Origin of the sequence: Campylobacter showae CC57C (assembly GCF_000344295.2) — a bacterium.
GTDB lineage: Bacteria > Campylobacterota > Campylobacteria > Campylobacterales > Campylobacteraceae > Campylobacter_A > Campylobacter_A showae_B.
In genome coordinates this window covers 1-13,835 of sequence record NZ_AOTD01000260.1, presented here as the reverse complement: position 1 = coordinate 13,835, position 13,835 = coordinate 1, and the positions used below count along the sequence as shown (strand labels likewise).

The 13,835-nt window shown below is 45.8% G+C and carries 13 protein-coding genes; 9 read left to right on the top strand and 4 right to left on the bottom strand.

Annotation, left to right across the window (positions count from 1 at the left end; genetic code table 11):
• The first annotated feature begins 135 nt into the window (after window positions 1–135).
• The 8 genes from H740_RS10780 (at window position 136) to H740_RS10745 (ending at window position 6,528) form a co-directional block, all read left to right on the top strand.
• Window positions 136–1,290: a tyrosine-type recombinase/integrase gene (locus H740_RS10780; protein WP_002953805.1), complete on the top strand. Its 1,155-nt coding sequence runs from the start codon at window positions 136–138 to the stop codon at window positions 1,288–1,290.
• A gap of 87 nt (window positions 1,291–1,377) precedes the next feature.
• Window positions 1,378–2,412: a nitrous oxide reductase family maturation protein NosD gene (nosD, locus tag H740_RS10775; protein WP_002953804.1), complete on the top strand. Its 1,035-nt coding sequence runs from the start codon at window positions 1,378–1,380 to the stop codon at window positions 2,410–2,412.
• Window positions 2,409–3,089, top strand: a complete 681-nt coding sequence (locus H740_RS10770; protein WP_002953803.1) for a 4Fe-4S dicluster domain-containing protein — start codon at window positions 2,409–2,411, stop codon at window positions 3,087–3,089. Before nosD ends, H740_RS10770 begins: the two co-directional genes overlap by 4 nt.
• A gap of 2 nt (window positions 3,090–3,091) precedes the next feature.
• Complete coding sequence (locus H740_RS10765; protein ID WP_002953802.1) at window positions 3,092–3,664, top strand: c-type cytochrome; 573 nt, start codon at window positions 3,092–3,094, stop codon at window positions 3,662–3,664.
• 9 nt (window positions 3,665–3,673) lie between these two features.
• Window positions 3,674–4,129, top strand: coding sequence for a c-type cytochrome (locus H740_RS10760; RefSeq protein ID WP_002953801.1), 456 nt, complete (start codon window positions 3,674–3,676; stop codon window positions 4,127–4,129).
• A gap of 3 nt (window positions 4,130–4,132) precedes the next feature.
• Window positions 4,133–5,038: a NapH/MauN family ferredoxin-type protein gene (locus H740_RS10755; RefSeq protein WP_002953800.1), complete on the top strand. Its 906-nt coding sequence runs from the start codon at window positions 4,133–4,135 to the stop codon at window positions 5,036–5,038.
• A gap of 10 nt (window positions 5,039–5,048) precedes the next feature.
• Window positions 5,049–5,708 (top strand): ABC transporter ATP-binding protein, encoded by a 660-nt coding sequence (locus H740_RS10750; protein WP_002953799.1) that lies wholly within the window; start codon window positions 5,049–5,051, stop codon window positions 5,706–5,708.
• The gene (locus H740_RS10745; RefSeq protein WP_002953798.1) at window positions 5,701–6,528 is read left to right on the top strand and encodes an ABC transporter permease; all 828 of its coding nucleotides are present in this window, start codon (window positions 5,701–5,703) and stop codon (window positions 6,526–6,528) included. The genes H740_RS10750 and H740_RS10745 overlap by 8 nt, the downstream gene beginning before the upstream one ends.
• Window positions 6,529–6,881: 353 nt before the next feature.
• On the opposite strand, the gene H740_RS12305 is transcribed toward H740_RS10745, so the two are convergent.
• The 4 genes from H740_RS12305 to H740_RS10730 all read right to left on the bottom strand — a co-directional run bounded on the left by H740_RS12305 (window position 6,882) and on the right by H740_RS10730 (window position 11,959).
• A complete protein-coding gene (locus H740_RS12305) occupies window positions 6,882–7,319 on the bottom strand; it encodes a hypothetical protein (protein ID WP_002953797.1) in 438 nt (145 codons plus the stop codon).
• A 30-nt stretch (window positions 7,320–7,349) separates the two neighbouring features.
• Window positions 7,350–7,661 (bottom strand): hypothetical protein, encoded by a 312-nt coding sequence (locus H740_RS12300; protein WP_002953796.1) that lies wholly within the window; start codon window positions 7,659–7,661, stop codon window positions 7,350–7,352.
• 171 nt (window positions 7,662–7,832) lie between these two features.
• Entirely contained in the window at window positions 7,833–11,312 is a 3,480-nt protein-coding gene (locus H740_RS10735; protein ID WP_002953795.1) for an acyl-[ACP]--phospholipid O-acyltransferase, read from the bottom strand.
• On the bottom strand, window positions 11,309–11,959 hold the full coding sequence (locus tag H740_RS10730; protein WP_002953794.1) for a MerR family transcriptional regulator: 651 nt from the start codon (window positions 11,957–11,959) through the stop codon (window positions 11,309–11,311). The genes H740_RS10735 and H740_RS10730 overlap by 4 nt, the downstream gene beginning before the upstream one ends.
• A gap of 130 nt (window positions 11,960–12,089) precedes the next feature.
• Between H740_RS10730 and H740_RS10725 the strand changes: the two genes are divergently transcribed.
• Window positions 12,090–13,484, top strand: coding sequence for an amidohydrolase family protein (locus H740_RS10725; protein ID WP_002953793.1), 1,395 nt, complete (start codon window positions 12,090–12,092; stop codon window positions 13,482–13,484).
• Window positions 13,485–13,835 lie beyond the last annotated feature (351 nt).

Sequence of the window (13,835 nt, the reverse complement as noted above, 5' to 3'; positions counted from 1 at the left end):
TTTTTTGCTTGTTTTGAGAATTTCAATCTCCGTAAAATCGCACTTTAAGCAAAAAATTTTTATTTCAAAAAATTTTAACCTTAAAGGCGGCGACTTTTCGCTTACTTTTAATTAAATTTTGATAAAGTTACTCGTATGAAAAATTTAGAAAAAAATAAAAATATCTACGTGCAACACGGACGTTTTTATATCGATTGTCAAAGGGACGGCGTTAGAATTCGCCGTGCTACGGGTCTTAAAAAGTCACCTTTGGCGTTTGATTTCGTTCGTAAAAATTACGATTTATTTCTCGGCTCTAAATCCGATATCGCGGAGGCTAAACGCCGGTATCGCGAACTCGAGGACTTACAAACCGACAGGCTCCTTAGAAAAGGGGAGAAAGACGCCGGCGCTATTAAAAATTCTAGTGAGTTTAGCTTTGATAGCGTGATCGATCGTCTCCTTGCCGAGAAGTCGTTTTTAAAGGATAAAACTAGGCGGCTTTACGTGATTATGAGCCATACGATCACGGAATTTTTAAACACTAATGGTATCTTCTACCTAGCCGATTTTGAGAGGTATCACAGCGTAGAATTCGTTAAATTTTGTAAGAATAAAGGATTAAAGGATAGCTCTATTAGCGGCTATTGCTCCTTTTTTAAGATGATTTTTCGATATGCCGTAAGTAATGACATAATCTCCAAAAATCCGTTTTTTATCCCTAGATTTAAGCAACACCTCGATGAATTGGAGGATGAAAAATTTCCGCCGTTTAGCCTTGATGAAATTTTGAAACTCATTAAAAACGCCGACGACGAGCTGCGGCTGTTTTTGGTCGTGGCGTTCTTTACTGGCGCTCGAACCGGTGAAATTTTAGCTCTTACTTTCGGCGATCTAGACTTTGAAAATAGGCAAATCCGGATAAATAAAACGCTTTCGGACGTCGGCATCGTGGATTCGCCGAAAACTAAATCCAGCAACCGCACGATCGATATGCTGCAAATCGTCTATAATGAACTCATAAAGCTTGATAGCGGCGACAAAAGCCAGCGGATTTTTAGGCTTTCTCGGTCTATGATGCGGCTTAAATTTAATGATTTGCAAGTAAAACTTGGTTACAATACTCGCAGGCTTTATGATACTAGACACTCCTTTGCTTCCGTCATGCTGAGCCGCGGCGAGGAACCTATGTGGGTGGGCTGTAAAATGATGGGGCATAAGGACTTGAACGAGACTTATCGCTCCTATGCGAAGTATCTGCCGAAAGAAGTTAAACAAAGGGCGGTTTTTTTAAATGATATCGTCATTTAAAATTTAATATTAGACATCTTATTTTAAAAAATATGTTATAATAAGATTAAATTTTACTAAAAATAGATTAAAATTTTACTTCTTTTAATGGGTAAAAATGCCGTTTTTACGGCACTGCGACTTATAAATTTAAATATCGAAGGCAGCGGCACGAGCCAGATGGAGCTAGACGCGGGCGTTAGCTGCGCAAAGGGCAATAATCTTTTAGTAGAAAAAAACCGCTTTAAAGACGTGCTGTTCGGTATCGAGTTATCAGAATGCAACCAAGCCGTGATAAGAGATAACAATATCACATCAAAAGAGGGCTTTGACGTGCCTAGACGCGGAGACGCAGTGCGCGCATGGTATTCGCACGAAAATTTGATCGAGCGAAACTACGTCTATAACAGCCGCGATATCGTGGCGTGGTTTTCCAGCAACAACATAATCCGCAAAAATTTCGGCAAAAATAACCGCTACGCCGTGCATACGATGTACTCGGCGGACAACCTCATCGAGGATAACGAATTTAGCGGCGGTGCAGTGGGGATGTATTTTATGTTTTCAACAAATTCTCTCGTTCGCCGAAACGTGATAATCAACTCAAACGGAGCGTTTGGCGTGGGTATCGCGCTAAAAGACGTCTCGGGATTTAACATCAGAGAAAATACCTTTTTGTATAACTCGCGCGGCATCTACTCCGACCGCTCTCCGCTAAATCCGGGCACCGTAAATACCCTCGAAAACAATCAAATTTTATACAACGTCATCGGGCTGCAAATGCACGCGACGCAGGAAAAAAGCGTGTTTAAGGGCAATGATTTTATTGGAAACATGGAAACGGCTATCAACGACACACCCGGCTCAAAGATCGAGCTAAACGAGTGGAGCGGTAATTATTTCGACGAATACGAAGGCTTAGACGTCGATAGAGACGGTATCGGCGATACGCCCTACTCGCACTTCGTTTACGCCGATAAGCTTTGGCAGTACTATCCGACTCTGCGCTTTTTCTACGGTTCGACCGTGATTAGCGGGCTAAATTTCCTAGCTAAGCTTGCGCCATTTTCCGAGCCACTCAAGCTTTTAGAGGACGGCTCTCCTAAAATGCGCCCAAACAACGCTCAAAAGGCAACGCTATGAATAGACGAAATTTTATCGCACTAACGGCAGGCGCGGCGGCCGCAGGCTACGGCATCGGATATTTTTTACCCAAAACGCGCGCGGACTTGCTTTTTTTAAGGCCTCCCGGAGCGGTTAAAAATTTCGAATCGCTCTGCATAAAATGCGGCCAGTGCGTGCAAGTCTGCCCGTATCACAGCATCGGGCTACTAGATATAACGCAGGGCTACTCAAACGGCACGTCCTATATCGACGCGCATAAGCGAGGCTGCTATCTGTGCGACCTTTTTCCTTGCGTTTTAGCCTGTCCCAGCGGCGCGCTGGATCACGCCACGACGCAGATCAGCGACGTAAAGATGGGCGTGGGCGTACTGCGAGGACGCGAGGCCTGTCTTGCTTATAAAAACGAAAACGTAAATTTAAGCGGCGTTACGAAAATGCTTGAGCGTAAAATTTACAACGACCGCGAGCAAGCCGTAAAAGACGCCGTCCAAAATAGCGTGGATAAGCCCTGCGATCTATGCGTGAGCCTCTGCCCGGTCGGAGACGCCGCCATAGCGATGGCTAAAAGCGACGGGCGAAATTTGCCCGAATTTAAACAAGGCTGCGTCGGATGCGGAGTGTGCGCCGAGGTTTGCCCGGCACAAATCATCGATATAGCGCCAAACCGCGGCTATGATGAAATTTACAAAGGATAAAAATGAGAAATAAAATTTTAGGCTGTCTCGTCGCCCTCGCCGCCGCTATGCTGATAACTGGCTGCGAGAGCAAGGATGATAAAAAACCGGTGACGCAAGCGGCAAAAACACAAGCGACGCCCGCCGCCGCAGGCATGATAGAGACGCAAAAAGCAGACTCAAACGCAACCGCGCAAAAAGACTACGATCAGTTTATGACTTACGATATAAACGGCAAAAAGAGAGTCAAATTTGGCCTGGACGACGAGGAGAGCGAGACTAGCCGCTCAGTCGGCGCGCTAGCGATGGTGCGAAGCCCGCTGCAAAGCATAAATTTAAAACTCATCAAAGGGCGGCTTAGCAAGGACTTTATCGTAAAATGCTCCGCCTGCCACGACGACTACGCCAACGGTATCATCGGCCCGTCGCTGCTAAACAAAACCTCGGATCAAATTTACGACATGATCATCGCATATAAGAGCAAGCAAAAGGCAAACCCGCTGATGAAAGACCTAGTCCAAACCCTAGACGAGGCGCAAATCCGCGCCCTAGCAAACGAAATCAGCGAATTTAACGAGCAGTTTAGAAAAAAATAGGAGGCTAAAATGGGAAAGAAAATAGCGATAATCTTTGGAGTTTTGGTACTTGCGCTCATGGTTTTTATGCTGACTAGCCAGCCCTCAGCACCCGTAAAGGACGCTAGCAGGCCCGAGCTAAAGCCGGCGCAGCAAACGCAGCCAAAGGTCGTAAATGAAGAGCTAAATTTGCAAGATAGCGAAGAGATCAAAAAGATCAAACAGCTACAAAACAGCGTCGCAAATCAGCCTAGCGAGGGCGTTAGCAAACGATACCTGACTTCCTGCGCGCCTTGTCACGGAGCAAACGGCAAGGGCGTGATGGCACCTAGCATCGCGGGTAAAAGCAAGGACGAAATCCTAGCTTCGCTAAAAAACTACAAAGAGGGCAAGGTGCCAAACAGCCTGATGAAGGGGCTTCTCACGAACGTATCAGACGAGGATCTAGGCGCGCTAGCTGATGAAATTTCAAAATTTAAAGAGTAGAAAATGGATAAATATAGCACTCGTTGTACGGTCTCAAAGGTCGATTTTTTCGATACGCTGACGATAAAAAACGGCGAGGGCAAAAAAAGCCTCAGCTGGCGAGGACGCCGCCTCGTCGTGATCGCGCTAGTGCATATTTTGTTCGTGCTTTCTTACCGCGCGGATATTCAAATTTTAGAAGGCGACATCAGCGGATCAAGGATTTTAGGCTTTCATTTGACCGACGCTTTTATGAGTTTTCAGGTATTTGCCGCGACGCACGAGTTTCCGATAAATTTGATCATAGGCACGGCTACGATTTTGCTTTTTTACGCGCTCGTGGGCGGGAGGGCGTTTTGCGGCTGGGTGTGCCCTTATACTTTTTTGGGCGAGATCGGCGAGAAAATCCACGAAAATTTAGCTGCTAAAAAAATCATCAAACGCCGTGAGTTCGATCCCAAATGGCGCTACGTCTTTACTGCGCTTTTTATCGCGATGAGTTTTGCTAGCTCGCAGCTCGTGTTTGAGATATTTAGCGTGACGGGCATCGTGTCTAGGTTCGTCATCTACGGCTATTTTCACGCGATTTGGTTTGCCCTCTTCGTGCTTTTAGTCGAGATTTTCTACTCCCGCAGAGGCTGGTGCCGCTACGTCTGCCCCATCGGCGCGACGTACTCGCTACTAACCCGCACCAACGCCGTTAAAGTTAGCTGGAACAAAGATCGCTGCGACCACTGTTTGGTCTGCATCGATACCTGTCTCGTGCCGCACGTGCTAGAGATCACGAAGAAAAACGCTAAAACGGGCGGCGACGAAAATAAAAAAGAATTTCGTCTCGTGGGTGGCGACTGCACGCTTTGCGGGCGCTGTATCGACGTGTGTCACCACGACGCGCTGAAATTTGACAACGGCTTTAAAAAGCTCATCTAAAAGGATAAATTTGATAATCTTAAAAGACATCACAAAGGCTTTTGGCTCGCAAAAGATACTGCAAAACGTAAATTTAAGCATAGAGAAGGGGCAAAAAACGGTCGTGCTTGGGCAAAACGGCGCCGGCAAAAGCTCGCTGATGCGTATAATACTGGGCGAATTTAAACCAAACAGCGGCGAGGTGCGAGTAAACGGCTTTGACCCATTTACCGCGCGCAAAGAAGCCCTTAGCGTGATATCTTTCGTCCCGCAAACGCCGCCGCCGCTTAAATTTAACCTAAAAGAGCTTTGCGAGTTCGTCTGCAAAAGCTCGGGCGTTGCGCAGGAAAATATAGAGAAATTTTGCGAAAAAATGGAGCTTGATCTAAAAGGAAACTTTCACAAGCCCTTTTACAAACTCTCGGGCGGTATGAAGCAAAAAATGCTAATCGCAATCGCCTTTGCTAAAAACACCGAAGCCATGATGTTTGACGAGCCGACGGCAAATTTAGACCCGAAAGCCAGGCGAAATTTTATGGATCTACTAGGTGAGTTCGCGTGCGAAAAGACGCTGGTTTTCATCTCGCACAGGCTTGATGAGGTGCAGAATATGTCAAACCGCTACGTCGAGATGGATCTAGGCCGCATCATCAAAGACGAGCCGATCGCGCAAGGAGGCGACCGTGAATAACCTCCTACTCATCGCCAAACTAGACGTCGCCGAGTCGCTGCGCTCGCGCTGGTTTCTCATCTATATGCTAGTTTTTATGGGGCTTATCGTTACTTTTATCTTTAGCGGCGTGACGGACTCGCGGGTGCTGGGCTTTAGCGGGCTTACGCGCCTTTTGCTGCTTTTTATCCAAATTTGCATTATCATCGTGCCTATTTTTATCCTCATCTCGACCGTGCGCAGTATCAGCGCCGACCGCGATACGAACCTGCTTGAGTATATGCTTAGCTTTCCCGTTAGCCTGGGCGAATACTATTTCGGCAAGGCTTTAGGGCGCATTTTCGTTATTTTCGTGCCGCTTTTGCTCTCTTTTGCGATTGCGGTAATTGCGGGTCTGGTTAAAAAAATCGAAATCCCGTGGAACATCCTAACCCTCTACACCGCCCTACTTTTCGCGCTTAGCTTCGTGTTTTTGTCGTTTGGATTTCTCATCTCATCAATGATCAAAAATCAAGAAATGGGTCAAGGCGTCGCGTTTTTACTCTGGCTTATCTTGCTGGCGTTTTTAGATCTTGCGCTGATCGGCTTTTTGATGAAGAGTAACGTGCGAGAGGATATCATCTTTTTTATCGCGCTCATTAACCCGATCGAGGTCTTTAGGATCGCGGCGATTAGCCTGTTTGATCCAAATTTAGCCGTGATCGGCGTGGCGTCGAATTTTGTACTAAACAACTTTAGCGCGTTTGGATTTGTTATTTACTCGATTTTTTATCCGCTGATTTTGGGCGCGATTATGCTTGTTGGCGGATATTTTATCTTTAGCAGCAGGGATTTGGTGTAAATTTAGCTATTCTGCGGTAGCCGTTTGGCGTTTAGGCAGGCTAGCTAGTCGTTTTATCAAGTAAATTTGACCGCCAGTACGGCTAAACCGCGATGAAACGACGCTATTTTCTACGCTATCCATAACCGCTAAAAACCAAAATTTATCATCGTTATGGGGCGTATAAATTTAAGTTCAAAATTCGCCTTTTATTTTATCGCGGCGATATATTTACCCCATATATAGTAGCCTAACACCTATTTAAATAGTCGCCGTTTAAATTTAGATTAAATACAGCCACTACTTGTCCTTTGTATTGAAATTTTATTTTTTGATTTGAAATTTGATTGGTAAATTTCAAATGATTAGGCTTTTCAGCCGCCTTTTGCTTCCCTACTGCGTAAATAATATTCTTCCAATGGATAGTTTAGATTTCCGCAGTTATCCAGCTCAAAACCTTGTTTTATATCAAACGACGCGTTGTTTCTCTCCTGGTAATATTCTTTGATTTTTTCGGAAAAATTTATTCTATCAAATAGGTATTCAAAATGATTGCGTTGTATATATTTTTCATAGATTAAAACAAATTTATCTAATAATAAATAGGCTATAACTGTTTTGTCATCGCCATCAACACGAACTATCGGCCTATCAAATCCGAAACCTGCGCCATCTGAAGATATTTTTAGATATTTTTTCGGATCGGTTTTTTTAGCCTTTAACTCTTTTATCAGTATCTCTTCAGTTGTTTTTCCATCCTTATAATACTTTTGCAATACCTCAAACCAATTAGATAAATTTATATTTTCCAATTCATAATATGCAATTTCATATGCGCTGCGTCAGGAACTACCGTAATTGTAAGTCCTATAATCGTCAATCATTTGATCTAGTTTTAGCTCATAATCTAAAAACTGCCCTATTGCTCTTTTATACATCTCCTCTTTAGGTAAAATTCTATCCTCTTTGAGGCAGTATCCTTGCTTGTATTTGTCGTAGTCGGAGAGAGAAACTATCACAAAGCCTCGTGAAGTGGAATAATCGGGGATTATACGGATAAATGCGGCGCCAAGTATCGCCGTAAAAAACACGACCGACCAAACTATCTTTTTAAGTTTGCTACCGAAGAGTTTTTGTTTTAAATTTAAGTTCAAAATTTGCCTTGTTGTTTTATTTTAATTATGATTATATTGTGATTAAACTTAGGTGTTTATAAGCGGGTATCGCTGTTTTAAAATTTAATTTTGCAGGGCCCTTTTGCTAGAGCTTAGACGATAGGCAAATTTGACGACCTAGCCACCAAATTTGCCTTTCATAGCGTAAATTTAAGCTTCCTCCGCGCCTAAATTTCCCTCGCCAGCGACAAGCTCGGCCGCTAGCTTTTTACTTGATTTAAAGTCAACTTTACCCGTTCCCAGCACCGGTACGGCCTCGACTTTATAAATCTTTGAAGGTTGCATGATGGACGGTATCGCAGAAGCCCTGATACGCGCGGCCACGTCCTCCTCGCTCATCTCGCCGCTAAAGAGCATGACGACTTGCTCGCCCTTTTTCTCGTCGGCGACGTTGGTGCAGACAAAGGTAACCTCATCGCCCAGCACGCCTGAAATTTGAGCCTCGACCGCGCCCAGGCTTATCATCTCGCCGCCGATTTTAGCAAAGCGAGAGAGCCTATCCGTGATCGTTAGGAAGCCCGCCTCGTCCAAAAAGCCAATGTCGCCGCTATTATAGTAGCGCACGCCATCTAGCTCGACGATAGCCTCTTTCGTGCGCTCCTCATCCAGATAGTAGCCCTTCATTACCTGATGGCCGCCGATTAGTATGAGGCCGGCTTGCCCGTTTTCTAGCTTTGCTAGGCTCGCTGGGTCGCAGATTCTTATTATCGTGCCGGCCGTCGGTAGCCCCACGCTACCCTCTTTTGAAAAAATGAGCTCTTTAAAGAACTCGGGCTCTAGCACGTTTGCGGTATTTACGCTGACAACTGGCGAGGTCTCGGTCGTGCCGTAGCCTTCGTAAATTTCGACGCCGAATTTCATCTTAAACTCGCGCTTTACCACCGCATTTAATTTTTCTGCGCCAGCGATCGCGTAGCGGATCGTAGAAAACATCAGCGGATTTAGCTTTTTGTTTTTGGTATAGAGCCTAAAAAACGTCGACGTGCCAAACATTATCGTCGCGTGGTATTTAGCAACCATCTTACCCACGGCAAAGGCGTCTGTGGGATCTGGCACGTGGGCGGAGGCGATACCTTCGCTAAGCGGGAAAAACGTCGCCGCAGTAAGCCCAAACGAGTGAAATATCGGTAGCGACGCTAAGATCACGTCGTTGCCGTCCGTGTTTACGATCTCTGAAATTTGCTTGATGTTTGCCATTATGTTTTTATGCGTTAGCACTATGCCTTTTGGCGTACCTTCGCTGCCGCTGCTAAAGAGTATCGCCGCCTCGTCGTCGATGCGAACGTCGCGAAAATATATAAGCTCAAGCAGCCAGCGCGGCATCAAAATCGCCTTTAGCATCGCGCAAATTTTATCGGCCTTGCTTATGCCTTGTGCGACGTCTTCAAGGTAGACGAGCCTGCCTTTTAGAGATTCTTCTAACTCAAAGCCGCGAGCCTTTAGCTTGGCGATAAACTGGCGCGACGTGATTATGCTTCTTAACCCAGCCTTGTCCGCGCAGCCGATCAAATTTTGCTCGCTGAGCGTGTAGTTTAGATTTACGCTTATCTTGCCTCTGATAAATAGCATTAAATTTATAATGCTACCCATCACCGAGGAAGGCAGTATCACGCCGACGTTTCGCTCTTTTAAAAACGAGAATTTAAATTTAGACAAAAACACAAGCACCGTAGCGATAACCTTGAGATTGTTTAGATCAGCGCCCGTGCTATCTACCATCGAGCGTTTAAACAGATTTGCTTTAGCGTGTTTTAGCCAGCTAAACTGCATAGGCTCTAGGGTTTTTAGATACTCGGCCCAGCTAAAAAACGACAGCTCGACGACCTTTTCGCGCACCTGCGGGGCTTTGGTTTCAGGTGCCAAAGGCGCGCCGAAGCTCACCCTGATAGCGCGCTTGCCGTCTATTTTGCGGCTGATTTTTTGGTAGTATTTTTGAGCGCGCGAGAAGCTCGAACCCCAAAGACCGCGCAGATAAAACGGCACGATGACGGAGTTCGTATCGCTTGCGGCTATCTCGTAACCGTGCGCAAACTCGTCTATCTGGCCGTTATAGCTGATATGTCCCTCAGGAAACAGCGCCACCACGTCGCCGGCATCCAGGCACTCGCGGATCTTTTCTAGCGCGCTTTTGCTAGCTCCCGCGCCGATAGGGATCACGTCAAATAAATTTAACAGCCATTTTAGGTACCAAATTTCATAAAAGCTCTTATGCATCGCAAATCTGATCGGACGCGGAGAGGCCATCTGTAGTACCGCCCAGTCTATCCAGCTCATGTGGTTGCCAAGCAGCAACACGCCGCCTTTTTGCGGGATATTTTCGACGCCGTCGACGTTTATCGTATAACCTATCCTAAAAAACGGCATGATAAGCAAACGCGCGAAAAGATGCGGCAGGTACTTTATCGCTACCAGCGCGCAGATAAGCACGCTAAAAGAAGTAATGACGAAAATTTCGGGCGTACTAACGGCAAATATACTAAACGCCATCGCAAGCAGCAAAAACGTCGCCATAAAGATGTTTTGGATAAAGTTGCTGCCCGCTAGCGTGCGGCCCATCTGCTCTTCGGACGTGAAAAACTGGATATTTGCGTTTAGCGGCACGATGAAAATACCGCCGCTAAAACCGAACAAAAACGACGCCAGCGTCATAAACGCCGCGCTAGAGCCCTGCGCAAACATAAGTAGCGAAACAAAAAGCCCAAGTGCCCCAAAAGGCACGATACCCATCTCGATGTGATTTTTCGAGTAGCTGCCAGCTAGCGCCGAGCCCACGACTAGACCGATGGTGCTAACGGCTAAAATCGCCTGCACGATCATGACGTTATTATCCGCGCTCATAGCCTTGTAGTGAGCGGGGAAAACGGCGATAACCAGCTGCGCCACCGCCCAGAAAACCGAAAGTCCCAGCGTACATAAAAAGGCATTTTTGTTGTTAAAGATGTGCTTAGTGTTTTCTTTTAAGTAGCCTAGTTTAAAGTACTTTTTCGCGTCAAATTTAAGCTCTGCATCGGTTGCTTCAAAAAACGGAATCTTAAACGTAAAAATAGTCTCGGCTACCGAGCAAACAAAAAGTATCGCTCCGATAAACCAGACCGATTTTATCATCTCACCGGCATCCGTGCTAGTAGCGGCGTAGCTCTCGAAAATCGCCGAGAAAACAAACGAACCAAGCAAAATCGCCACGATAGTAAAGGCCTGCACGATACCGTTTGCAGCGCCAAGCTTTTCTGCGCCCACGATTTTTTTGATTAGTCCGTATTTTGCCGGGCTATATACCGCGCTTTGCACCGCTAGCAGCAGCGTCGTACCAAACGCCACGTAAAACCAGCCGCAAAGGTAGCTTATAGTGATAAAAAGCGTGAGTAAAATTTCGCTCGCCGCCGCGTATCTAGTGATGCGGGTGCGCGAAAATTTGTCGTTTAAAAAGCCCGAAACGCTAAAAAGCATGATGTATGGCAACAGGATTAGCAAATTTACGAGCGAGGTCAGGATGATCTGTAAATTTTCATCCTCGATGCTCTTAAAAAGTATGTTTTGGATCGTGATTTTGTGGCCAAGATCGACGACCGCGTTGATAAACATAACGATCAAAAAGGGCAAAAAGCCCCTAACCGAAAAAACGCCTTTCATTTGTTCTCCTTTTTGTAGGCATCGAAGGTGTGAAAATTTAAGATGTAGGGTTTTAGGATCAAGATATTGTCGAAAACGAGCTTTAAAGCCGCGTTTTTGTCCTTTGCTTTCGCGTAAATTTCGCACGCACACTCGGCTTCGATTTTGGCCGTTTGCTTGGCTAAATTTATATAAGTCCGTAAAATTTCCCGCCCGCGCTCGCTCTTTTGAGTTTCTAGCACGATTTGCAGGATCTCGACCTCTTTTTCGGTTAGCTTGCCCCCTCGCATAAAGATAAATCCGTCCTTTATAAATTTATCTAGCTCAGCCTCCGTGATACCCAGCCTCTCGCACGCCTGCTCGGCGCTTAGCGTCTGGGCGAAATTTGACCCCATAAAGGTATCGAGCGAATCAAAAAGCGCCTCGTAGCAGCGCTTAAAGCTAAATCCCTTTTGCTGCGTGAGCGCCTTGACCTCCTTAAGGCTTAGGTGGAAGTTACTCTGGACGTATTTGATGAAATTTAGCATCAAAAGCGTGTCCTCGCCGTACTGATGGACGTTGTCTTTTACCTTCACGGGCTCGGGCAAAAGTCCCTCTTTTACGTAAAAGAGTATCGTTGATTTTGGCGTTTGCGATAGTTCGCAAAGCTCGCTCATCTTGTAGCTCATCTCTTTCCTTTCGTTAAATTTGACGAAATCTTACGCAAATTTAGCTTAGAAAATCATAAAGTGTAAAGCACCACTTGACACTTCCTAAAATTTAGGCTATGATTTCGTCAAATTTTAAAAAGGAGAAACGATGTTTCGAGATGATTTTTACCGCGCAAATGAGCGCTTGGAAGCTTTGGGTTTTAGTACAAATTTGATAGACGGAAAAACGGCGGCAAACTCGGCCCGAGCAAACGCTGCAAGCCTTGACTTAGTAGCTCGCAAAACGGAGACAAATTTAACTCGCGCAAATTTAGCAAACCTCGCCGAGCCGTCAAAACAGAACGCGCGGATAAATTTGAGCTCAAATTTGAGAGTGAGCGAGACGGCCGCGCCAAAAGCGCTCGGGTTTTGCCAAAATGCGGCAAGTCAAATTTGCGTCAAAGACAAATTTGACCAAACGAGCGTAAATTTGACGGCAAGCGATGCAAATTTAAACTGGTTTTCATCGGGCAAATTTAACGAAAGCGACTTGGGAAGCCTACAAAACTCAAATTTAACGCAGATAAAAACCGTCGATATCCACTCGCACTTGCTTAGCGCGGACGTGAAATTCGACCGATTTTACGACAAACTAGCGCTTGCGTTTTTTGCCAAAAAATTCGACATAAACAGGAGCGAGCTTATAAAAAACGGTTTTGAAGGCTACAAAAGCAACTTCGCGCGGCTGATTAAAAGCTCAAATTTCGTCCAAAAGTCCGTGGTTTTCGGCGTCGATGCGAAATTTGACGAGAGCGGAAACCTCGTACACAAGGACAAAACCGTCTGCGCCACAAATGAGGATGTTTTTGCCTTTTACGAGCAAAATCCAAACGAGGTCGTGCCGTTTTTTAGTGTAAATCCAAACCGCAAAGACGCGCTAAATTTGATCGAAAAGTACCACAAAATGGGCTTTAAGGGCGGCAAGCTGCTGCACTCGTACTGGGAGACGGATCTAAACGACAAGCGATATGAGCCATATTTTAGGCTGCTTAGCGAGCTTGGGCTGCCGCTGATGATCCACGTGGGCGACGAAAACTCGCTCGCGTCAAACAAGGCGCTTGAGAGCATCGAGCAGCTAAAATCCCCGCTAAATCTGGGCTGCCGCATCGTCTGCGCTCACATGGGCGCCTCGAGCGACGGCGTTTTATCTATGTTTTCGTGCGATCCGGAGAAACTGGGCGCCAACTACTTCACGCTGCTTGGTTGGCTGCGCGAATTTGACGGGCTTTATGCCGACGTTTCGGCGCTGCTTTGCATAAACAAGGCCCGCATACTGCCGCATCTAAAAACCCAAACGCAAATCCACGACAAAATCCTTTTTGGTACCGATTTTCCCGTGCCTTTTAGCGTGATTTTAAGTAGCTACGACCTGCCGTTTCGCGACCGTCTCACGCTAAATCGCATCCAAAATCCGCTCGATCGCTACGTGCGCGCGATGAGTTTGTATTTTGGCGAGGATTCGCCGATTTTTAGTAACTATAAAAAGATTTTGGGGGAGATTTGAGCTTGGATTTGGGTGCAAATTTAATAGTGGCGTGCAAAATTTGACTCACAAATTTAAAGGCAAATTTGAGCGCGGCGGGTAAAATTTGCGCGTATTTTTGACGGCGGTAGATTATAAGGTCAAATTTATGCGCCTTATCTACTGCGCCTAAAAAGCTGCAAATTTGACGACAACTAAATTTAGCAAAGCGAGCGAATTTTACGGCATCTCGGGCCAAATTTAACTACCGACTCGCGGTTTTTAATCAAATTTACAAAGAAAAAAGCGTCAAATTTAGCAAGCTCTCCAAATTTGACGCCAAATTTAAGCCTCGCGACTCTACCACCTGCCGCTAGCTCCGCCGCCGCCAAA

Bases quoted from the DNA above. Each gene is read 5' to 3' on its own strand.
- H740_RS10780 (WP_002953805.1), top strand. From the start codon at position 136: ATGAAAAATTTAGAAAAAAATAAAAATATCTACGTGCAACACGGACGT.
- H740_RS10755 (WP_002953800.1), top strand. From the start codon at position 4,133: ATGGATAAATATAGCACTCGTTGTACGGTCTCAAAGGTCGATTTTTTC.
- H740_RS10725 (WP_002953793.1), top strand. From the start codon at position 12,090: ATGTTTCGAGATGATTTTTACCGCGCAAATGAGCGCTTGGAAGCTTTG.
- H740_RS10770 (WP_002953803.1), top strand. From the start codon at position 2,409: ATGAATAGACGAAATTTTATCGCACTAACGGCAGGCGCGGCGGCCGCA.
- H740_RS10760 (WP_002953801.1), top strand. From the start codon at position 3,674: ATGGGAAAGAAAATAGCGATAATCTTTGGAGTTTTGGTACTTGCGCTC.
- H740_RS10765 (WP_002953802.1), top strand. From the start codon at position 3,092: ATGAGAAATAAAATTTTAGGCTGTCTCGTCGCCCTCGCCGCCGCTATG.
- nosD (WP_002953804.1), top strand. From the start codon at position 1,378: ATGGGTAAAAATGCCGTTTTTACGGCACTGCGACTTATAAATTTAAAT.
- H740_RS10730 (WP_002953794.1), bottom strand. From the start codon at position 11,959: ATGAGCTACAAGATGAGCGAGCTTTGCGAACTATCGCAAACGCCAAAA.
- H740_RS10735 (WP_002953795.1), bottom strand. From the start codon at position 11,312: ATGAAAGGCGTTTTTTCGGTTAGGGGCTTTTTGCCCTTTTTGATCGTT.